This is a genomic window from Caulobacter ginsengisoli, assembly GCF_030814835.1.
Classification (GTDB): domain Bacteria; phylum Pseudomonadota; class Alphaproteobacteria; order Caulobacterales; family Caulobacteraceae; genus Caulobacter; species Caulobacter ginsengisoli.
Window position 1 is genome coordinate 201,107 of the sequence record NZ_JAUSVS010000005.1, and the last position, 19,095, is coordinate 220,201.

At 69.3% G+C, this 19,095-nt stretch carries 19 protein-coding genes; 16 read left to right on the top strand and 3 right to left on the bottom strand.

From position 1 onward, the window contains the following. Window positions 1-23: 23 nt before the first annotated feature. Window positions 24-1,865: an ATP-binding protein gene (locus QO010_RS14185; protein WP_307350147.1), complete on the bottom strand. Its 1,842-nt coding sequence runs from the start codon at window positions 1,863-1,865 to the stop codon at window positions 24-26. A gap of 138 nt (window positions 1,866-2,003) precedes the next feature. On the opposite strand from QO010_RS14185, the gene QO010_RS14190 reads away from it, so the two are divergent. From QO010_RS14190 to QO010_RS14200, 3 genes are all read left to right on the top strand, one after another. After that, a complete protein-coding gene (locus QO010_RS14190; protein WP_307350149.1) occupies window positions 2,004-2,960 on the top strand; it encodes an alpha/beta hydrolase in 957 nt (318 codons plus the stop codon). 37 nt (window positions 2,961-2,997) lie between these two features. Beyond that, the gene (locus tag QO010_RS14195) at window positions 2,998-4,797 is read left to right on the top strand and encodes a M3 family oligoendopeptidase (protein ID WP_307350151.1); all 1,800 of its coding nucleotides are present in this window, start codon (window positions 2,998-3,000) and stop codon (window positions 4,795-4,797) included. Window positions 4,798-4,954: 157 nt separating this feature from the next. Continuing rightward, window positions 4,955-5,938 (top strand): alpha/beta fold hydrolase, encoded by a 984-nt coding sequence (locus QO010_RS14200; protein ID WP_307350154.1) that lies wholly within the window; start codon window positions 4,955-4,957, stop codon window positions 5,936-5,938. 206 nt (window positions 5,939-6,144) lie between these two features. Here QO010_RS14200 and QO010_RS14205 read toward each other — a convergent pair whose 3' ends face one another. Further along, entirely contained in the window at window positions 6,145-6,768 is a 624-nt protein-coding gene (locus QO010_RS14205) for a LuxR C-terminal-related transcriptional regulator (protein WP_307350156.1), read from the bottom strand. Between the two features lie 108 nt (window positions 6,769-6,876). On the opposite strand from QO010_RS14205, the gene QO010_RS14210 reads away from it, so the two are divergent. The 12 genes from QO010_RS14210 to QO010_RS14265 all read left to right on the top strand — a co-directional run bounded on the left by QO010_RS14210 (window position 6,877) and on the right by QO010_RS14265 (window position 17,776). Continuing rightward, a complete protein-coding gene (locus QO010_RS14210; protein WP_307350158.1) occupies window positions 6,877-7,107 on the top strand; it encodes an aa3-type cytochrome c oxidase subunit IV in 231 nt (76 codons plus the stop codon). A 130-nt stretch (window positions 7,108-7,237) separates the two neighbouring features. Further along, window positions 7,238-8,371 (top strand): Re/Si-specific NAD(P)(+) transhydrogenase subunit alpha, encoded by a 1,134-nt coding sequence (locus tag QO010_RS14215; RefSeq protein WP_307350159.1) that lies wholly within the window; start codon window positions 7,238-7,240, stop codon window positions 8,369-8,371. A 21-nt stretch (window positions 8,372-8,392) separates the two neighbouring features. After that, window positions 8,393-8,725 (top strand): proton-translocating transhydrogenase family protein, encoded by a 333-nt coding sequence (locus QO010_RS14220; protein WP_307350160.1) that lies wholly within the window; start codon window positions 8,393-8,395, stop codon window positions 8,723-8,725. Between the two features lie 12 nt (window positions 8,726-8,737). Further along, window positions 8,738-9,064 carry a hypothetical protein gene (locus QO010_RS14225; RefSeq protein WP_307350162.1) on the top strand — a complete coding sequence of 109 codons (327 nt, stop codon included), beginning with the start codon at window positions 8,738-8,740 and terminating at the stop codon, window positions 9,062-9,064. Further along, window positions 9,061-9,576, top strand: coding sequence for a hypothetical protein (locus QO010_RS14230; protein WP_307350164.1), 516 nt, complete (start codon window positions 9,061-9,063; stop codon window positions 9,574-9,576). The genes QO010_RS14225 and QO010_RS14230 overlap by 4 nt, the downstream gene beginning before the upstream one ends. Continuing rightward, the gene (locus QO010_RS14235) at window positions 9,573-10,988 is read left to right on the top strand and encodes an NAD(P)(+) transhydrogenase (Re/Si-specific) subunit beta (protein WP_307350166.1); all 1,416 of its coding nucleotides are present in this window, start codon (window positions 9,573-9,575) and stop codon (window positions 10,986-10,988) included. Before QO010_RS14230 ends, QO010_RS14235 begins: the two co-directional genes overlap by 4 nt. Continuing rightward, window positions 10,988-11,422 carry a hypothetical protein gene (locus QO010_RS14240; protein ID WP_307350168.1) on the top strand — a complete coding sequence of 145 codons (435 nt, stop codon included), beginning with the start codon at window positions 10,988-10,990 and terminating at the stop codon, window positions 11,420-11,422. Before QO010_RS14235 ends, QO010_RS14240 begins: the two co-directional genes overlap by 1 nt. 86 nt (window positions 11,423-11,508) lie before the next feature. Continuing rightward, window positions 11,509-12,318, top strand: coding sequence for an alpha/beta hydrolase (locus QO010_RS14245; protein WP_307350170.1), 810 nt, complete (start codon window positions 11,509-11,511; stop codon window positions 12,316-12,318). 204 nt (window positions 12,319-12,522) lie between these two features. Continuing rightward, window positions 12,523-13,716, top strand: a complete 1,194-nt coding sequence (locus tag QO010_RS14250) for an acyltransferase family protein (RefSeq protein ID WP_307350172.1) — start codon at window positions 12,523-12,525, stop codon at window positions 13,714-13,716. After that, window positions 13,713-14,348: a DUF998 domain-containing protein gene (locus tag QO010_RS14255; RefSeq protein ID WP_307350174.1), complete on the top strand. Its 636-nt coding sequence runs from the start codon at window positions 13,713-13,715 to the stop codon at window positions 14,346-14,348. Before QO010_RS14250 ends, QO010_RS14255 begins: the two co-directional genes overlap by 4 nt. Window positions 14,349-14,715: 367 nt before the next feature. Continuing rightward, a complete protein-coding gene (mdoH, locus tag QO010_RS14260) occupies window positions 14,716-16,680 on the top strand; it encodes a glucans biosynthesis glucosyltransferase MdoH (protein WP_307350177.1) in 1,965 nt (654 codons plus the stop codon). Between the two features lie 163 nt (window positions 16,681-16,843). Then, complete coding sequence (locus QO010_RS14265) at window positions 16,844-17,776, top strand: M23 family metallopeptidase (RefSeq protein WP_307350179.1); 933 nt, start codon at window positions 16,844-16,846, stop codon at window positions 17,774-17,776. On the opposite strand, the gene QO010_RS14270 is transcribed toward QO010_RS14265, so the two are convergent. Further along, window positions 17,683-18,087, bottom strand: a complete 405-nt coding sequence (locus tag QO010_RS14270; protein WP_307350181.1) for a hypothetical protein — start codon at window positions 18,085-18,087, stop codon at window positions 17,683-17,685. The two genes, QO010_RS14265 and QO010_RS14270, sit on opposite strands and share 94 nt — an antisense overlap. 52 nt (window positions 18,088-18,139) lie before the next feature. Between QO010_RS14270 and QO010_RS14275 the strand changes: the two genes are divergently transcribed. Further along, window positions 18,140-19,084 (top strand): alpha/beta hydrolase, encoded by a 945-nt coding sequence (locus QO010_RS14275; RefSeq protein WP_307350182.1) that lies wholly within the window; start codon window positions 18,140-18,142, stop codon window positions 19,082-19,084. Window positions 19,085-19,095 lie beyond the last annotated feature (11 nt).

Consider the following 19,095-nt stretch of genomic DNA (forward strand, 5'->3'; position numbering starts at 1 on the left):
AGGTCGGGTTTCGGAGACCTGAGTCAGGCGTTAACGGCGAAAGCCGTTTGCGCTGCGCACGGCGCCATGACGGCGGCGATCTCGGCCACCAGAGCCTGCACCTGGATCGGCTTGCTGACCTGGCCGGAGAAACCCAGGGCCAGGTAGCCGTCCTTGTCATGCGACAGCACGTCGGCGCTGACCGCCACCGCGGGGGTAGCCCGGTTGGGGCCGGGCTGGCCGCGCAGGCGGGCGATGGCCTCGATGCCGCTCATGCCGGGCATCTGGATATCCATCAGCACCAGGTCGAAGGCCCGTTCGGCGGCAAGCGCCAGGGCCTCTGGACCGCTGACGGCGCGGGTCACCTGGTGGCCGAGCGCGCCCAGCACCTGCTCCAGCACCATCAGGTTCACGGCGTTGTCGTCGACGGCCAGGATCGAGAGGGCCTCGGTGGGGCCGGCGTCCAGCTCGGCGGCCTGGGCGCAGCCTTCACTCTCGGGCTCGGCGATGCGCAGCGGCAGCAGGATGTGGAAGGCGGCGCCCTGGCCCAGCTCGCTCTCGGCCCAAAGGCGTCCGCCCATCACCTCGGTCAGCTGGCGCGAGATGGCCAGGCCCAGGCCCGCCCCGCCGAACTGGCGGGCGACGGACTCGTCGGCCTGCGAGAAGCGTTCGAAGAGGTGGGGCAGCACGGCCGGGTCGATGCCGATGCCGCTGTCGCGCACCGTGAAGCGCAGATGCTCGTGCTCGGCGCTGATCGAGAGGGCGACGCCGCCCTCGGGTGTGAACTTCACGGCGTTGCCGATCAGGTTGAACAGCACCTGCCGCACCCGGCGGCCATCCATCAGCACCCGCGCCGGCAGGTCGGGGCTGAGATTCAGGTCCAGGGTCAGGCCCTTCTGCTGGGCGGTCGGGCGCCACAGGCCGATCAGTTCGTCGGCGAAGGCGGTCAGGTCCTGGGGCAGGGCCTCGACCTCCATCTTGCCGGCGTCGATCTTGGAGATGTCGAGGATGTCGTTGAGGATCGACATCAGGAATTCGCCGCTGTGGATCAGGGTCTCGACCTGGGCCCGCTGCTCGCCATCCATGTTCGAGCGCTTGAGCAGCTGGGCCATGCCCAGCACCCCGTTCATCGGGGTGCGGATCTCGTGGCTCATGGTGGCCAGGAAGTTGGCCTTGGCCTGGCCGGCCCGGCGGGCCGCCTCGCGGGCCTCCTCGGCCTCGGCCCGCTCGGCCCGCAGCCGCTCGATCAGGCGGTTGTTGCGGTCGCGCACGGCGGTCCATTCGCCCAGGATGCGGAGCACGCCGCCCGACATCATCAGCAGCATGCCGCCCAGCATCAGGGTGGCGAGCAGCAGGGCCGTCGCGATGAGCGGCGGGAAACGCACGGCGATGACCACGGCCAGGCCCGCCAGGACTGGCGCGGCCGACATCAGAAACAGCCGGGGCGAGAGGCTGCCCTGGGCTACCGAGACGCAGAGCAGCAGGCAGGCCATAAGCCCCAGGAAGACCAGATCCGCCGGCGATCCGCCCAGCAGCGCGGCGGCGACGGGGGCCCAGCAGGCGGCGGCCGCCCGCGCCGCGACGATCCAGTAGATCCGGCGCAGGTTGAAGGTGTCGTCCTCGATCGCGGCGGTGCGGCTCCAGCGGCGGTAGCAGCCCTGGACGAACCAGTCGCCGGCCATGTTGCCCAGGCAGGAGGCCAGGCCGATCAGCGGGTGACCCAGCAGGGCCAGCACCAGGCCGAACGGCAGGGTTATCGCGAACAGCAGCGGCAGGGGCGCCTGCAGGCCGGCCAGCAGGATCTGGGGCATGTTCAGGGTCGGCAGGGCGCCGTCGTTGTCGTCGACGACCGCGGCGCCCATCACATTGCCCTCGTAGGCCGGCATCGCGCTTCCAAATCCCCTCAAACGGCTCCGGTCGAACGTTACAATCCGACCGGTTAAAGACGCCTGACCACCCGGTAAAAGGATGGTTTTTCCAGCGGCTTGGTCTAATGATACCGGTGTCAGGAATTGGGAGGCTTCATGCTGACGCGCCGCCTGTTTGGCCAGACCGCCGCCCTGCTGGCCGGCTCGGCCGCCCTGCCTGCCCTCGCCGCCGACGTTCCGGAGATCCTGCCGATCTGGCCCGGCGATCCGCCCGGCGGCGAGGCCGTGACGGTCCAGGAACAGGTGGTCGAGCGGGCCAAGGACCCGGCCGCCCTGCGCGACCGCTATGTCCAGCATGTCCGCCGCCCGACCCTGACCGTCTTCAGGCCGGCCAGGCCCAACGGGACCAGTCTGCTGATGGCCCCCGGCGGCGGCTACAAATGGGTGGTGATGGACAAGGAGGGCTACGAGACCGCCGCCCGCTTCGCCCTGGCCGGGATCACCGTCTATGTCATGACCTACCGCCTGCCCGCCGACGGCTGGGCGGCCGGCCCGGCGACCCCGCTGCAGGATGTCCAGCGCGCCATGCGCCTGGTGCGTCATCTGGCGCCCGGGCGCGGCCTCGACCCCGCCAGGGTGGCGATCATGGGCTTTTCGGCCGGCGGTCATGTCGCCGGCTGCGGGACGCTGATGTTCGACCGGCCGGCCTATCGGCCGATCGACGCCGTCGACGCGGTCTCGGCCCGGCCGGACCTGGCGCTGCTCTGCTATCCCGTGGCCAGCATGGACCCCGCCATCGCCCACGCCGGCTCGCGCAAGGAACTACTGGGCGAGGCTCCGACGGCGGCGGCGCAGACCGCCTGGTCGCTCGAGGACCAGGTCCGCCCCGACGCCCCGCCGGTCTTCCTGCTGCACGCCCTGGACGACGCCAGCGTCCCACCGGCCAACGCCCTACGCCTGATGGAGGCCCTGCGCGCCGCCAGGATACCGGTCGAGGCGCACCTGTTCGAGGAGGGCGGCCACGGGTTCGGGCTGCGCTTCACGACCGGCAAGCCGGTGGCGGCCTGGCCGGACCTGGCGCTGGGCTGGATGAAGCGCAAAGCCTTCATCTGACTTCCGCAGCCGGGCGGGCGGGCGTAAAGCCGGGGCCATGAACGCCCCTGTAAAGCCGCCCGCTTCCGAAGCCCTGCCGCAATGGCGGTTGGACGACCTCTACGCCAGCCGCGAAGACCCGCGCATCGAGCTGGACCTGGCCGCCGCCAAAAGGGTCAATGACGAACTGGTCGCGCTCAAGGGCCGCTTCGTCGAATCCCGCGCCGACGCCAAGGCGCTGGGCGAACTGCTGGATAAGGGCGTCGATCTCTACGAGAAGGCGGTGAACCATCTCTGGAGCGTCGGCGCCTATGCGTCCCTGGCCAGCTCCACGGCCAAGGACGACAGCGCCTGGGCCAAGTTCGAGGGTGATCTGCGGGCCCGCTCGGCCGCCATCGGGGCCGAGAGCCTGTTCTTCACCCTGGAGCTCAATGAGCTGGAGGACGCCGAGATCGAGGCGGCCTACAAAGCCCATCCGCCCGCCGCCCGCTGGCGGCCGTGGATGCGGCGGGTGCGGCTGTCGCGGCCGCATGAGCTTTCCCACGACCTGGAGCACCTGCTGGTCGACCGCTCGCCGGCGGTGGCCAACTGGACCCGGCTCTATGACGAGACCCTGGCCCGGCTGGAGGCCCGCGTCGGCCGCGAACGGCTGACCCTGCCCGAGACCCTCAACCGGATGAGCGATCCGGACGCTGGGCGCCGCCGCGACGCCGCCAGCGGGCTTTCCAAGGCCCTGGAGGAGCGCACCCCGACGCTCGCCCTCTGCTACAACACCCTGGCCTTCGAAAAACAGGTCGAGGACCGCTGGCGGAAATACGCCAGCCCCGCCCATGCCCGCCACCTCTCCAACGAGGTCGACGGCGAGGCGGTCGACGCCATGGTCGAGGCCGTGGTCGAGCGCTACGCCGCCACCAGCCACCGCTACTATGCCCTGAAGGCCAGGGTCATGGGCCGCAAGACCCTGGACCACTGGGATCGCAACGCCCCGCTCGAAACCGTCCAGCCCCGCCAGTACGGCTGGGACGAGGCCCGCGCCATCGTGCTCGACAGCTTCGAGGCCCTGGCCCCCAGATTCGCCGACACCGCCCGCGGCTTCTTCACCCGCCCCTGGATCGACGCCGCGCCCCGGGCCGGCAAGCAGTCGGGGGCCTACAGCCACCCGGTCACCGCCGACCGCCACCCCTATGTCTTCCTCAACTATATGGGCGAGCGGCGCGACGTGCTGACCCTGGCCCATGAGCTGGGCCACGCCGTCCACCAGACGATGTGCCAGCCCCTGGGCACCCTGCTGGCCGACACGCCCCTGACCCTCGCCGAAACCGCCTCGATCTTCGGCGAGGGCCTGGTGTTCGAGCGCCTGCTGGCCGAGGCGTCAAAGGCCGAACGGCGCGGCCTGCTCGCCGGCAAGATCGAGGATGGCCTCAACACCGTGGTCCGCCAGATCGCCTTCCACCAGTTCGAGACCCGCTTCCACGCCGCCCGCGTCGAGGGCGAGCTGGGGCCCGACGAGATCGGCGGCCTCTGGCTGCAGGCGATGGGCGAGAGCCTGGGCCCGGCCATCCGCATGAACCCCGGCTACGAGCACTATTGGGGCTATGTCAGCCACTTCGTGCACTCGCCCTTCTATGTCTACGCCTACGCCTTCGGCGACCTTCTGGTCCGCGCCCTGATGGAAAAGCGCCGCGCCGACCCGGCCGGGTTCACGCCCCTCTACGAGGACCTGCTGAGCGCCGGCGGAACCCGAACCTATGTCGAAGCCCTGGCCCCCTTCGGCCTGGACCCGCGCGAGAAGAGCTTCTGGGCGGCGGGGGTGGATCAGCTGGAGCGGCTGGTGGACGAGTTCGACGCGCTGGTGTGAGGGACTGGAGGTTAGGGGCTAGGGATTAGAAGAACGGGCGCACTCCCTAGCCCCTAGCCCCTAGCCCCTAACCCCTAACCCCTAGCCCCTAGCCCCTAGCCCCTAGCCCCTAGCCCCTAGCCACAAATTCAAACGCCTGTTAGTCGCTGTCCCACCCATGGCAGACTCCGACCGCAAGCCCCATCGTTTCGCCGACCCCGCCGGCCTGCCGCCCGAGATCGGCGCGCCGCTGGCCCGGTTCAACGGCGACAGGCCACCCGCCCCGCACTGGTTCGACAAGGCCCTGGCCAACCGGCCCGAGCGGTCGATGATCGAGGTCGAGGGCTGCCCGATCGAACTGCTGACCTGGGGCGAGGTCGGCAAGCCCGGCCTCTTGTTCCTGCACGGCAATGCCGCCCATGCCGACTGGTGGAGCTTCATCGCCCCCTTCTTCGCCGATGACTATCGGGTGGCGGCCATGTCCTGGTCGGGGATGGGCGCCTCGGGCTGGCGGCCGCACTATACCGGTGAGCTGTTCGCCGCCGAGGCGTTGGGGGCGGCTGAAGCGGCCGGCCTCTATGTCGAGGGCCACAAACCCATCGTCATCGCCCACAGCTTCGGCGGTTTCGCCACCCGGGTGATGGCGGCCCAGCATCCCGACCGCCTGCGCGCGGCGGTCTATGTCGACAGCCCCATCCGCCCGCCCGAGAGCGAATGGCGCGGCCCGCCGACCCGCAGCCGGCCCAACAAGGTCTACGCCACCCATGCCGAGGCCCTGGCCCGCTTCCGCCTGGCCCCGCCGCAGGGCTGCGAGAACCTCTACATCGCCGACTTCATCGCCCGGCATTCCCTGCACGAGGTGGAGGGCGGCTGGACCTGGAAGTTCGACCCGGCCATGTGGGAGCGGTTCGACCGCGAGAGCATGGGCGATTCCCACGCCGCCTTCGGCGCGGCCCGGGTGCCGGTGGCGGCCCTCTGGGGCGGCCGCTCCAACCTGATCCCGTCCGAGGTCGAGGACTACATGCGCCGCATGGCCCCGCCCGGCACGCCGATGATCCCCATCCCCGACTCGGACCACCACGTGATGATCGACCAGCCGTTGGCCCTGGTGGCGGCGCTGCGGGCGCTGCTGGAGACGTGGCCGATTACTCCTCACCCGTAGGGGGAGGACGACCGCGCCAGAGCGCGGTCAGGAGGGGGTCTTCGGGCAAGGGTTCGGTCTTTACCTGAAGCTCTCGGGCGTTTTGCAATCCGTCCTGCCGAAGCCGGACGATCCCAGCCCCTGCGCGAAGACCCCCACCTGGCCGGGCCTCGCACGCGCTCGCAGCGCGTGTCGGGCGGCCGTCCGCCCCCTACGTGGGCGGAGTTTTACCCCCCCTTCACCTGCGCCATGATCGCCAACGTCCGGCCTTCGTTGTCGTTGAAGAAGGCCATCCACTCCTCGGTCCCGTCGGCATGGGTGTGGATGATGTGCGGGGCGTTGGTGAAGACCACGCCCCGGCCGGTAAGCTGGGCATGGGCCGCCCGCACGTCCTCGACCCGGAAATACAGGACCGACTCGGCCGGTCCGCCATCGCCCTGCGACAGCATCAGCCGCACCCCGCCGCAGTCGTAGAAGGCCAAGTTGCCGAAGGTATAGAGGTGGGGCAGGCCCAGCACCTCGCCGTACCACTGCCGGGCGGCGGCGATGTCGGCGACGCTGCGGGCGATCTGACCGATCGGGCCCAGGGGCTGGTTCATGGTCTGCGTCTTTCCTGCTAGCGGGCTGTCGCGGCGCACGCCGTCCCAGAGGCGCAGTTCGGCCCGGCTGGAAAAGCCGAGTTTCTGCAGCGCGTTGGCGACATGGAACTTGACCGCGTCGAGGCTGACGCCCTGGCGGCGGGCGATCATCGGATTGCTCATCCCGTGGCGCACGGCCTCGACCACCCGCCATTCGGCCGGGGTCAGGATATCGAGATGGGCGGGCCGTCCGCGCGGCCTTGAGCGGGTCATGCGAGGAACCCTAGTCCCTAGACGGGCGATTTTCCCTCCCCCGCCGCGCTTGAGATGCGCCTCGGCTCGTTGTAAGCGGGCGCAACACCTTTTGGCGGACGAGACCCTATGGCTTCCGAATACCACCGCGGCGACCAGGACATTTCCGAGCAGGAAGCCACCTATGTGGCGTTCGGCAACTTCACCAAGTGGGGCTGCCTGTTCATCGCGGTCGCCCTGGTGATGACCACCATCTGGTTCTGCACCGACCTGGGCTTCTTCGGCGGCGCGGTCCCGGGCGTGATCCTGCTGGCGCTGGGCATCGTCTTCTTCCGCGGCAAGCCGGCCGGCAGCCACTAGGCCCCGCGAAATTGCTGCATTGCGGCAATAATCTTTCGCGGCGCAATATCGCCGGGCTCGACAACAGGCAAGATCATCCCCTAAACAGGGCCCCAAGGCCGCGCTGAGAGTCGGCGTTTGGGGAGCTTGCATGGCTGTTATCGCTGTCGCCAGGGAACGCCGCGCTGGCGAAACCCGCGTCGCCGCCACGGCCGATACCGTCAAGAAACTGATCGCCCAGGGCTTCGAGGTCGTGGTCGAGGCGGGAGCGGGCCTCACCGCCTCGGTGACCGACGCCGACTATGAGGCGGCCGGGGCCAAACTCGAGAAGACCGCCAAGGCGGCGATCGGCAAGGCCGACATCCTGTTCTGCGTGCGCGGGCCGGAAGCGGCCGAGATCGCGGCGCTGAAGCCCGGCGCCATCGTGGTCGGCACGCTCAACCCCCACCAGGACAAGGCGACGCTGGAAGCCCTGGCCAAGGCCAAGGTTTCGGCCTTCGCCATGGAGTTCGTGCCGCGCATCACCCGGGCCCAGGTGATGGACGTGCTCTCCAGCCAGGCCAACCTGGCCGGCTACCGCGCCGTAATCGAGGCCGCCGAGACCTTCGGCAAGGCCCTGCCGATGATGATGACCGCCGCCGGCACCGTCGCCGCCGCCAAGGTCTTCGTCATGGGGGTGGGTGTCGCCGGCCTGCAGGCCATCGCCACGGCCCGCCGGCTGGGCGCGGTGGTCACCGCCACCGACGTGCGGCCCGCCACCAAGGAGCAGGTCGAGAGCCTGGGGGCCAAGTTCCTGGCCGTCGAGGACGAGGAGTTCAAGAACGCCCAGACCGCCGGCGGTTACGCCAAGGAGATGAGCCCCGAATACCAGGCCAAGCAGGCTGAGCTGGTCAGCGGCCACATCGCCAAGCAGGACATCGTCATCACCACCGCCCTGATCCCCGGCCGGCCCGCGCCCCGCCTGGTCAGCGCCGCCCAGGTCGCCTCGATGAAACCCGGCTCGGTGCTGATCGACCTGGCCGTCGAGCAGGGCGGCAATGTCGAGGGCGCCAGGCTGAGCGAGATCGTCGAGACCGGCGGGGTCAAGATCGTCGGCTACGCCAACCTGCCCGGCCGCATCGCCACCGACGCCAGCGCCCTCTATTCGCGCAACCTGATGGCCTTCGCGGGCCTCTTCCTCACCAAGGAGGGCGCCTTCGCCCCCGACTTCGAGGAAGAAATCCTCAAGGCCGCGCTGGTGACCAAGGACGGCGCCGTCGTCCACCCGGCGCTCCTCAACAAATAAGATCGCAAGGACCTGACCGTCATGGACGCCTCCGTCGTCGATCCCACCATCTTCCGCCTGGCCATCTTCGTGCTGGCCATCTTCGTCGGCTACTATGTGGTCTGGAGCGTCACCCCGGCCCTGCACACCCCGCTGATGGCCGTGACCAACGCCATCTCCTCGGTGATCATCGTCGGCGCCCTGCTCGCCGCCGCCTCCAAGGGTGTCGGGCTGGCCGGCGGGCCGGAAGCCGGCAGTGTCTGGATATCCAAGGGCGCCGGCGCGGTCGCCGCGGGCCTGGCGGCGGTCAACATCTTCGGCGGCTTCCTGGTCACCCAGCGGATGCTGGGGATGTACAAGAAGAAGGCCAAGTAGGCCGCGCCCCTGATGAACAGCCCACTGGCCATCCAGCTCCTGGGGTATGCCTGCGGAATCGGCGGTCTCGCCGGAACCGGCGCCTACATCTGGGTGGTGCTCAAGCGCCGCCGCTGGCTGAACAGCGCCGGACTGCTGCTGACCTCGCTGGGCCTGATGCAGCTCTCGCTGCTGGTGCGCCAGAACTCCAATCTTTCCGGCCTGATCCAGGGCGGCCTGGCCGTGGCCCTGATCCTGGCGGCGGTGATCGTGCAATGGATCGCCGCCGTCCGCGCCCGCACGCCCTGGGACGGGGCCGACCGGCGGGCCGGTGATTCCTCACCGGAGGGGACGCCATGAACCTGGAAGACCTCAAGGGCGTGGCCGCCATCGGCGGGGGAGCCGTGGCCGTTCTGCTGATCGGCTACCTGTTGCTCCGGGTCAGCCGGCATATCGAGGGCGGGTCCGTCTCGGTTTTCTGGGTGCTGGTCGCCAACAGCCTCGCCCTGGCCGGGCTGGGCGCCAGCCTGGTGTTGCTGTGGCGGGACCATCTGCCCCTCGTGCAGCTCAATCCGCTCGCACAGATGAGTATGCTGTTCACGAGCGTGGGCTTGGACGCCGCGCGAAAAGTCTCCCCCGGCCCGTGGCGGCGGATCGCCCGGATCCTGAGCGGCCTGGCGTTCGCGCTCTACCTGGCGCTTTGCGTCCTTGTTCTGCCCCAGATCGTCAGCGCCGCCCAGGGCGCTTCGCTCTGGCTGCTGACCGTGCTGGCGGTGATCGTCATCGTGACCGCCATCCAGTGGGCCGAGCACCGCAAGGCCAAGTCCACTTCCAAAGACACCCCGCCTCCGGCGATGGAACCCACCGCATGAACGCCAACTTCGCCGCCATCGCCTATATCGTCTCGGGCGTGCTGTTCATCCTGGCCCTGCGCGGTCTTTCCAGCCCGGAGACCAGCCGGCGGGGCAATCTGAACGGCATGGTGGGCATGGCCATCGCCGTGGCGGTGACCCTGGGCACGCTGTGGTCCAGCGGCAATCTCGACCTGGTGACGGTGCTGATGATCGGCGGCGGCGTCGCCATCGGGGGCGGCATCGGGGCGGTGGTGGCCCGGCGGGTGGCCATGACCCAGATGCCGCAGCTGGTCGCCCTGTTCCACAGCCTGGTCGGCATGGCCGCCTGCCTGGTGGCCGTGGCCGCCATCTACACACCGGCCGGCTTCGGCATCGCCGAGGGCGACCGCATCCACCTGCAGTCGCTGATCGAGCTGTCGATCGGCCTGGCCATCGGGGCGGTGACCTTCACCGGCTCGGTGATCGCCTTCGCCAAGCTGAACGGCAACATGTCCGGCGCCCCGATCCTGCTGCCGGCCCGCCACCTGCTCAACCTGGCCATCGCTGCCGGCATCGTCGCCCTGGTGATCATGCTGGTGATCAGCGGCGGGACCGCCATCTGGGCCTTCTGGGGCATCTTCGCCCTCTCCCTGCTGATTGGCGTCACCCTGATCATCCCCATCGGCGGGGCCGACATGCCCGTCGTGGTCTCGATGCTGAACAGCTATAGCGGCTGGGCGGCGGCGGCGCTGGGCTTCACCCTGCAGAACGTCACCCTGATCATCACCGGCGCCCTGGTCGGCAGCTCGGGCGCCATCCTCAGCTACATCATGTGCAAGGGGATGAACCGTAGCTTCATCTCGGTGATCCTGGGGGGCTTCGGCGGCGAGGACGCGGCCGCCGGAGCCGGCGGCAAGGTCGAGACCCGGCCCGTCAAGCAGGGCAGCGCGGACGATGCGGCCTTCATCATGAAGAACGCCAGCAAGGTGATCATCGTCCCCGGCTACGGCATGGCGGTCTCCCAGGCCCAGCACGCCCTGCGCGAGATGGCCGACAAGCTGAAGGAGGAGGGGGTCGAGGTGAAATACGCCATCCACCCCGTCGCCGGCCGCATGCCCGGCCACATGAACGTGCTGCTGGCCGAGGCCAACGTCCCCTATGACGAGGTCTTCGAACTGGAGGACATCAACGCCGAGTTCCCGGCCTGTGACGTGGCCTTCGTCATCGGCGCCAACGACGTCACCAACCCCGCCGCCAAGACCGACCCGACCAGCGCCATCTACGGCATGCCGATCCTCGACGTGGAGAAGGCCCGCACCATCCTCTTCGTCAAGCGCGGCATGGCCTCGGGCTATGCCGGGGTCGAGAACGAGCTCTTCTTCCGCGACAACACCATGATGCTGTTCGGCGACGCCAAGAAGATGGTCGAGGGGATCATCAAGGGGCTCTGATGGGGCCAAGGCCGCCGCGTCCGCCCCGGGCCGCCGTCCGCCGCCGGCCGGACGAACGGCCGGTCTTTGTCCGCTTTGTCTGTTTCGAACTGGTCGAGGGGCAACGCTCGCGGCTGGGCCTGTTCCAGGCCATTCGGACGGCGCGCGAGAGCGATCATGCCAGCGGCTGGGCCCTGGCCGAGGTCGAGGACGCCATTACCTGGTTCAACGAGAACCTGGAGGCGCCCAAGCATTTCTCCCGCAAAGGCGGGCAGTCGGCCCTGTCGTGGTTCAAGCCGGCCGCCGAGGAACATATCCGCCGCATGCACGGACTGAAGGCGGCCCTGGAGGACTGCGGCATCCATGTCGAGGTTTTGACGACCCGAGAACCCGGCTTCGTGCTCTACGAGGATGAACACCAAATCGCCGCCGAGCCGCTGCACAATCGTTTCTGACCGGCGACGTGCTAGCCTCGCCGTCGTTCACGGGGGAGGGTGCTTTGCGGAAGGCTTTGGTGCGTTTGGCGGCGGTTGCCTTGGGCGTGGCCCTGACGATGTACCTCGCCCTGGTCGCGGTCATGTATGTCGACCAGCGCAAATACCTCTACCAGCCCGACCCGACCTTCATCGCTCCGCCGGCCGATGGGCCGCCAATCCAGGTCATCCACCTGACAGCGGCGGACGGAACCAGGCTGGTCGCCTGGTACCTGCCGCCCGAGGGCGACAAACCCGTCCTCCTGTTTTTCAACGGCAACGGCCAGGGCCTCGCCCACCAGAAGTGGCGCTGGAAGCGGTTCGCCGAGGCCGGGGTCGGCTTCTTCGCGGTGGGCTATCGGGGCTATGCGGGCTCGGAGGGCCACCCCAGCGAGCATGGCCTGATCGAGGACTCCAACGCCGCCTACGACTGGGTGGCGGCCCGCTATCCGGCCGGCAAGATCGTCATCCAGGGCTACAGCCTGGGCTCGGGCCTGGCCGTGCGGCTGGCGGCCCAGCGGCCGGCCCGGGCGCTGATCCTGGAGGCCCCCTATACCTCCACCACCGACGTGGCCGCCATCCGCTTTCCCTGGCTGCCGGTGCGGCTGTTGATGAAGGACCGCTTCCAGTCCACCGACTGGATCGGCAAGGTCCATATCCCGGTGCTGATCGTCCACGGTACGCGCGACAGCGTCATCCCGTTCCGATTCGGCCAGCAGCTTTACGCCATGGCGAGCCAGCCCAAGCGGTTCGAGGCGATGCGGGGTTCGGACCACAGCACCCTGGTCCGCGACGGGCTCTATCGCCACGTCTGGGCCTTCCTGAGTGTCGCCGACCCAGAAAAGACCCCGGCCCGCGTGAGCGGACCGGGGCTCTGAAGTCGGGCAAGGCGGACCAGGAAATCCTCCGCGTTACTGTCACCGATCCTGAGGCATTTCCGGGAGCGAAACAGCCCCTACCGCGTTGCGGCATAAGGTCCGGGGAGCGTTGCCCAAAGATCATGCAGGCCGTCTTCAAAGTCATTGTCAGTGGCCTGCCGGATGGACAGATGCGCTGCGGCGCGTCATAGGGCTCACGTGTCCGTGACCGTTTCCCCTTCCGCGCGCCGCGCCGATCTCGACTGGATCCGCGTGGGGGCCTTTGGCCTGCTGATCCTCTACCATGTGGCCCTGGTCTATGCGCCCTGGGACTGGCACGTCCATTCGCGCCACTACCTGGAATGGCTGCGGGACGGCGCCCTGGTCACCAATCCCTGGCGGCTGACCCTGCTGTTCCTGGTCTCGGGCGCGGCCCTGCGGCTGATGTCCCGCCGCCTGACTCCCGGCGCCGTGCTCAAGGCCCGCATCGCCCGGCTGGCCCCGCCCTTCCTGTTCGGGGTGCTGGTGCTGGTGCCGCCCCAGGCCTGGATCGAGGCCATGGCCAAGGGCAGCTGGCATCAGGGGCTGGGCGCCTGGTGGCTCAACCAGTTCAGCCCCGCCAACCTCGAGACCCTGCCGCTGAACCATCTGTGGTTCGTGCTCTACATCGCCGTCTACAGCCTGGCGGCCATCGCCCTGCTGGCCCAGCCCGCCGCGCTGGCCAGGCTGGAAAAGGCGTTGGCCTGGGCCACCTCCGGCTGGCGGCTGCTGGTCCTGCCGATCGTCTATCTGGGCCTGGTTCGCCAGTTCCTGTTCTGGCGCTGGGGCCTGACCAACCACCTGACCAGCGACTGGTACAACCATGCCATCTCGCTGGCCGCCTTCCTGGCTGGTTTCGCCCTGGTCGGCCAGGACGGCTTCTGGCGCAGCCTCGAGCGGCAGCGCTGGGTCGCGCTGAGCCTGGCCCTCATCGCCCTGCCGCTATTGATGGCGCTGGAAGTCCATCCTGGCGGCATGGCCTTCGACGGCTCGGTCAAGGCCGGGATGTTCGCGCTCGACCAGTGGGCGACCATCGCCGCCATCCTTGGCTTTGGCAGCAGGCATCTGCGCCGGGCCGACAGCCCCATCCTGCGCTATTTGAACCAGGCCATCTTTCCCTGCTACCTGATCCACCAGACCCTGCTGGTCGCCGCCGGCTACCTGCTGCTGCGCATCGGTCTGCCCCTGTGGATCGAGGCCCCGGCCCTGGTGGCCATCACCCTGGGCGGCAGCCTGGCGGTCTATGAACTGGTGCGGCGGGTCGATCCCATCCGGCCGATCTGGGGCCTCAAGCCGCTCAAGGCGCGAGGGGCTGTCTCGCGGATGCCCGCCCCCGCATCGACTCCGGCCCCCGCCGAACGGTCCGCCGAGGCGGCATGACCCCGCGTTTCCGGCGGCGGCGGCTGATGCTGGCGGTCGGCATGGCCGCGCCGGTCGTCGCCTTTATCGCCGTCGTCCTGGCGACGCTCAGCTGGCCCGACTACGACCAGTCCCGGCAGTATCTGAGCGAACTGGGCGGCCTGCACGCCCCCGCGCCCTGGCTGTTCAACAGCATGGTGGTGTTCGCCGGCGTCTCGGCCGCCGTGGCGGGGGTCGGGTTCGCCCTCGCTCTCCTGGCCCTGGACGGCTCGCGCTGGGCCGCCGGGGTGACCGCCGCCGCCTTCATCCTGGCGGGCGTTGGCATGGTGGTCGCGGGCCTCATTCCCTGGCCCGACCCGCGCCACCGGCTGGTCAATCTGGGCCTTTTCATCATGTTCGCCCCGCTCTGCCTGATCTGGGGCCTGGCGCGGGTGCGCGAAATGAGGCGTCTGCGGTGGTTTCTTGCCCTGGTTTTCATCGCCATGGCGGTTCTGACCGTCCTGACCCGCCACCTGGTCTTCAAGGGTCTGGTGAACGACTTCAACGTCGGCTGGTGGGAACGCGGATTCGCCCTGGTGCTGATCGGCTGGACCGGCGTCGCCGCCTGGGCGCTGGAGCGGCGGCTCGTGGCATTGAGTCGCGGCCAAGCCTGAGCGCCTCCCCTACGGCGGGAATTGTTCTCCAAAATCTGGCCATATTCTGCTCTCAGTTTCGTGATGACTGCGTGAAGACGAGGCAAACGGGCGTTTTCTGATGACCGGAGCGCGAAAAATGCGGCGCCTGCGAGCCGGCCGGCCTTTGCTGGAAGAAATCCCTGGAGATTCGGTAGTTTCAGTTGCAATTTCCCGGGAAATCCGGCCTAAGACGGGGCGTTTTTCACATCGCCGTGTTCGCAACCGCGAGATCACGGGCCGAGGGAAAGCGTCCTTGATAACCGCGAAGTTGATCACGAACCGATCACGGCCCCTCTCGGGCCGCCGGTTCGAGACCTTGAGTTAGGGATTGGCGCCAATGCACGGAATGAGTGGCCTGGAGGTCCGGCACGGAACCCAGCCCTTTGTGACGCCGCAAACGGTCAGCCGCACCCTGCTGCCGGGCGAATCCCCGCTGGCCATGCCGCGCCAATCCTTCACCACCAGGCGCGCCGTGGGCCGCACGCCGGCCACCTCGCCCAAAAACGTCGGCCTGCGCCGCCTGACCCTGCTGGCCGCCACCCTCTGCCTGGCCACGCTTGCTGGTTGGGCCCCCTTCGCCATCTACGCCAAGAAGGGCTTCACCGGCGCCGAGATCGCCGCGCTTGGCCTGTTCGCCATCCTGATCACCTCGATCGCCTGCTGGTTCTCCAGCGCCTTCCTCGGCTTCTGCGTGCGGCTGGCCCGCGGCGACCGCGACGAGCTGAACTTCCCGGCCCAGGCCCCCCGGCCGACCACCCGCACCGCCCTGTTGATGCCGGTCTACAACGAGGACCCCAGGGGCGTCTTCGAGCGGCTGGCCCGCATCGAGGCCGACCTGACCGCCCACGGCGCCGAGCAGGCCTTCGACATCTTCGTGCTCAGCGACACCACCAAGGACCCCATCGCCCTGGAGGAATGGAGCTCCTTCCTGGCCTTCCGCGCCCGCTCGTCCTGCCGCGCCTATTACCGCCGCCGGGCCGAGAACCATGAGCGCAAGGCCGGCAATGTCGCCGAATGGGTGCAGCGTTTCGGCGGCGCCTATGAGTCGATGATCATCTTCGACGCCGACAGCGTCATGACCGCCGACACCCTGCTGCAGCTGGTCGGCGCCATGGAGCGCAATCCCCAGGCGGGCCTGATCCAGACCACCCCGGCCATCATCGAGGGCGACAGCCTGTTCGCCCGGGCCTCGCAGTTCGGCGTGCGCCTCTATGGCCGCGTCGCCGCCACGGGCCTGGCCTGGTGGTCGGGCTCGGAGGCCAGCTACTGGGGCCACAACGCCATCCTGCGCGTCCGCGCCTTCGCCGAATGCGCCGGCCTGCCCATCCTGAAAGGACCCCGTCCGTTCGGCGGCCACGTCATGAGCCATGACGTCATCGAGGCCTCGCTGATGCGGCGCGGCGGCTGGGGCGTGCATGTGACGGCGGCCCTGGGCGGCAGCTTCGAGCAGACCCCGCCGAGCCTCGCCGAATTCATGGCCCGCGACCGGCGCTGGTGCCAGGGCAACCTGCAGCACATCCCGCTGATCTTCGCCCCCGGCCTGCACCCGGTCAGCCGCCTGCAGCTGTTCTTCGGCGTGCTGGCCTATCTGGCCTCGCCGCTGTGGCTGGCCTCGCTGGTGGTCGGCATGGGCATCCAGCTCTACGCCACCCTGGGCGTCAGGGCCCTGCCGACCTGGCAGACGATGCACGCCCACCATCCGATGACGGCCATGGTGTTCATCTCCATGGTCTCCATGGTCCTCTTGATGGGCCCCAAGATGCTGGGCGCCGCCCTGGTGCTGGCGAACAAGCAGGAGCGCGCGCTGTTCGGCGGCGGCCGGATGGTGCTCAAGGGCGCCCTGCTGGAAATGGCCCTCTCGGCGACCATCGCCCCGATCATGATGGTCGCCCATACCCGCATCATCTTCGAGGCCCTGTCGGGTCGCGACTCCGGCTGGTCGACCAGCGCCCGCGACAGCCACGACATCTCCTGGCGCGACGCGGCCATGGCGCACCGCTGGGAGCTGGTGGTCGGGGTGGTCTTCGCCGCCTGCCTCTGCCTGCGCCCGGACCTGATCGCCTGGTTCACCCCCATCGTGCTGCCGTTGCTGCTCTCGACCCCGATCTCGGTCTTCGTGTCGCGCTCGGCCCCCGGCATTCGCGCGCGCAACGCCGGCTACATGCTGACCCCCGAAGAGCGCGGCGTCGTCGCCCTGCCGCCGCTGCCCACCGTCGAAGACAACCTGGTCCCCTTCGTGCGGGTTGCCGCCGAAGAGCCGGTCCCCAGTTCCCCCGAACCCGCCGAACTGCGTCAAGCCATCGCGGTCTGACCGCGTCGCCCTTGTTTGGCCCCAAACGGCGGGCATCTGCCCGCCGTCCATACCCATCCTGTTGATGCCCGGCCGTCCAACCTCGGCGGCCCCGCGACTTGGCTCAACGGATCAGCACGAGGTTGATGTGAAAATCAGTCAGACGACCGCGCCCATACCGGGCGTGCGCGCCCTTGCTCCCGTGATTATCGGCCTGGTCAGCGCCGCTCTCGGCATGGGCGGCGCCTGGGCCGTCGGGGCCACCACCCGGCACGAGCAGCACTATTCGGCCAGCATCCAGCCCGCCGTCGTCGCCAAGGCGAATGCCGCCGATCCGCACGCCGCCCCGGCCCTGCGCGCGCCCGTCACCCTGCTGGCCTTCATCGACCCCATCGCCGGTTGCGGCATCAACTCGCCGTTCGGCATGCGCAAGATGCCCTGGGAAGAGGGCGGCCGGCTGCATGAAGGCGTCGACATCGCCGCCCCGGCCGGTTCGCTGGTGCGGGCCACCCTCGACGGGGTGGTCGGCCGCACCGGGACCAGCGGCAGCTATGGCCGCTTCGTGGAGATCGTCCATGCCAACGGCCTGACCTCCTTCTACGCCCACCTGGGCCGGCTCGGCGCCCTGAAGACCGGCGAGGCCGTCAAGTCGGGCCAGACCGTCGGCTATGCCGGCAGCACCGGCCGCTCGACCGGCTCGCACCTGCATTTCGAGATCCGCCTGAATGGCAAGCCGCTCAACCCGGCCCTGTTCATTGGCCAGACCTTCGCCAGCGCCAAGACCCTGCCGCTGACCGCCGCCGCCCGTATTCCGACCCGGGTGCGTCTGGCCCAGGTGTCCCGCTGGCCGGCCGGCGTCGCCGCCCCGGCCGCGCCGCGCCAGAGTGTCGCCAGTTCCGCCGCGTCCGGCCAGGACGTCAGGACGATCCGCGGCGGCCGCATGCGCATGGTCCTGACCCCGGTCGCCGACCTGGATCTGCCGGTCCGCGAACCGCCCAAAGCGCCGGCGGCCGATCCGTCCGGCTACCGGCCGGGCGACCTGCCTCTCAGCCGGCCCACCCCGAAGGCGGCGGCGCCCATCAAGACCAGCCCGATCAACACCACCCACACGGGGTAGTGCAGGGCCAGGCCCCGCCAGGCCACCAGCAGCCCGACCGGCGCGGCGGCCATCCAGCCGCTCGACGGCTCGCCCTCGCCCATGGTCAGGGCCACGAAGGCCGCGGCGGCGGCGGCGATGATCCAGGCCAGGACCAGCGCCACGAACACCCCGGCCGTCAGGGTGCCGGCCAGCTGGCGGATCTGCTCGGCGTCGGCCAGGTTCACCCCCGGCGGCGGCGGGAAGATGTAGAGCAGCAGCATGCGGGCGATCAGCAGGGCGACCAGCCCCGCCAGCGCGCCCCACAGCACCTCGATCCCCGGTCGCCGCATTCTTGAAACCTTCCCACCTGTTCCCGGCCGCACCGTCGTCTAAGTTGGCGCTATGCTCAAGCTTGCCCTGCGCATTCCCGCCGGACTGTTGCTGGCCGTCCTGCTCCTGATTGCGCTGGGAGGCGCCATGGCCGCCGTCAGTTCGAACGCACCAAGAGGCCGGATGGTCGATATCGGCGGCCGGTCTCTGCACCTGGTCTGCGTCGGCCCGAAATCCGATCACCCCACCGTCTGGTTCGAATCCGGGGCGTTCGGCATCGCCGCCGACTGGGCCGAGGTGCAGCGGCGGCTGGCCGATAAGGGCCAACGTTCCTGCGCCTATGACCGCGCCGGGCTGGGCAGTTCCGATCCGGGGCCAGCGCCTCGCGATAGCCGCGCCATCGCCGCCGACCTGGAAAAGCTGATCGCGCGTTCGGGCGAGGAAGGGCCTTTCATCTTCGTCGGCCATTCGATGGCCGGCCTGCATGTCCGCCTCTACGCCGTCACCCATCCGGCCCAGGTGGCCGGCATCGTGCTGGTCGACGCCACCACCGCCGAGGCCTCAGACAACGCGACCCTGCGGATGTTCGTCGAGCGGTTCGGCCAGATCTCGCGCCTGGCCAGCTCGGCCGCCTCCATCGGCCTCCTGAAGCCCCTCGCCCCGCTGCTGGGCGACGGCATCGGCCTGCCCCCCGACGCGGTCCGGGCCAAGCAGGCGGCGTTCGGTTCCGGGCCGTCCAACCGCGCGGCGGCGGACGAGGTCACGCTATGGCTCACCGACGCCGCCCAGGCGCGCGAGGCCGGAAATTACGACCCGACCTGGCCGGTCGCCGTGGTCACCGCCGGCCCGGTCGGCAATCGCGCGGCGTGGAAATCGGCCCAGGCCGCGCCGGCGAGAGCATCCCGTTATCCCTATGCCGTCAATGTCGATCAGGCCGGTCACGCCAGCCTGCTGGGCCGGCGGTTCGGCCAGGCCATCGTCGACGCCATCCTTCATGTGCGCGACGCCGCCGGTTAGGTTGAAGACGT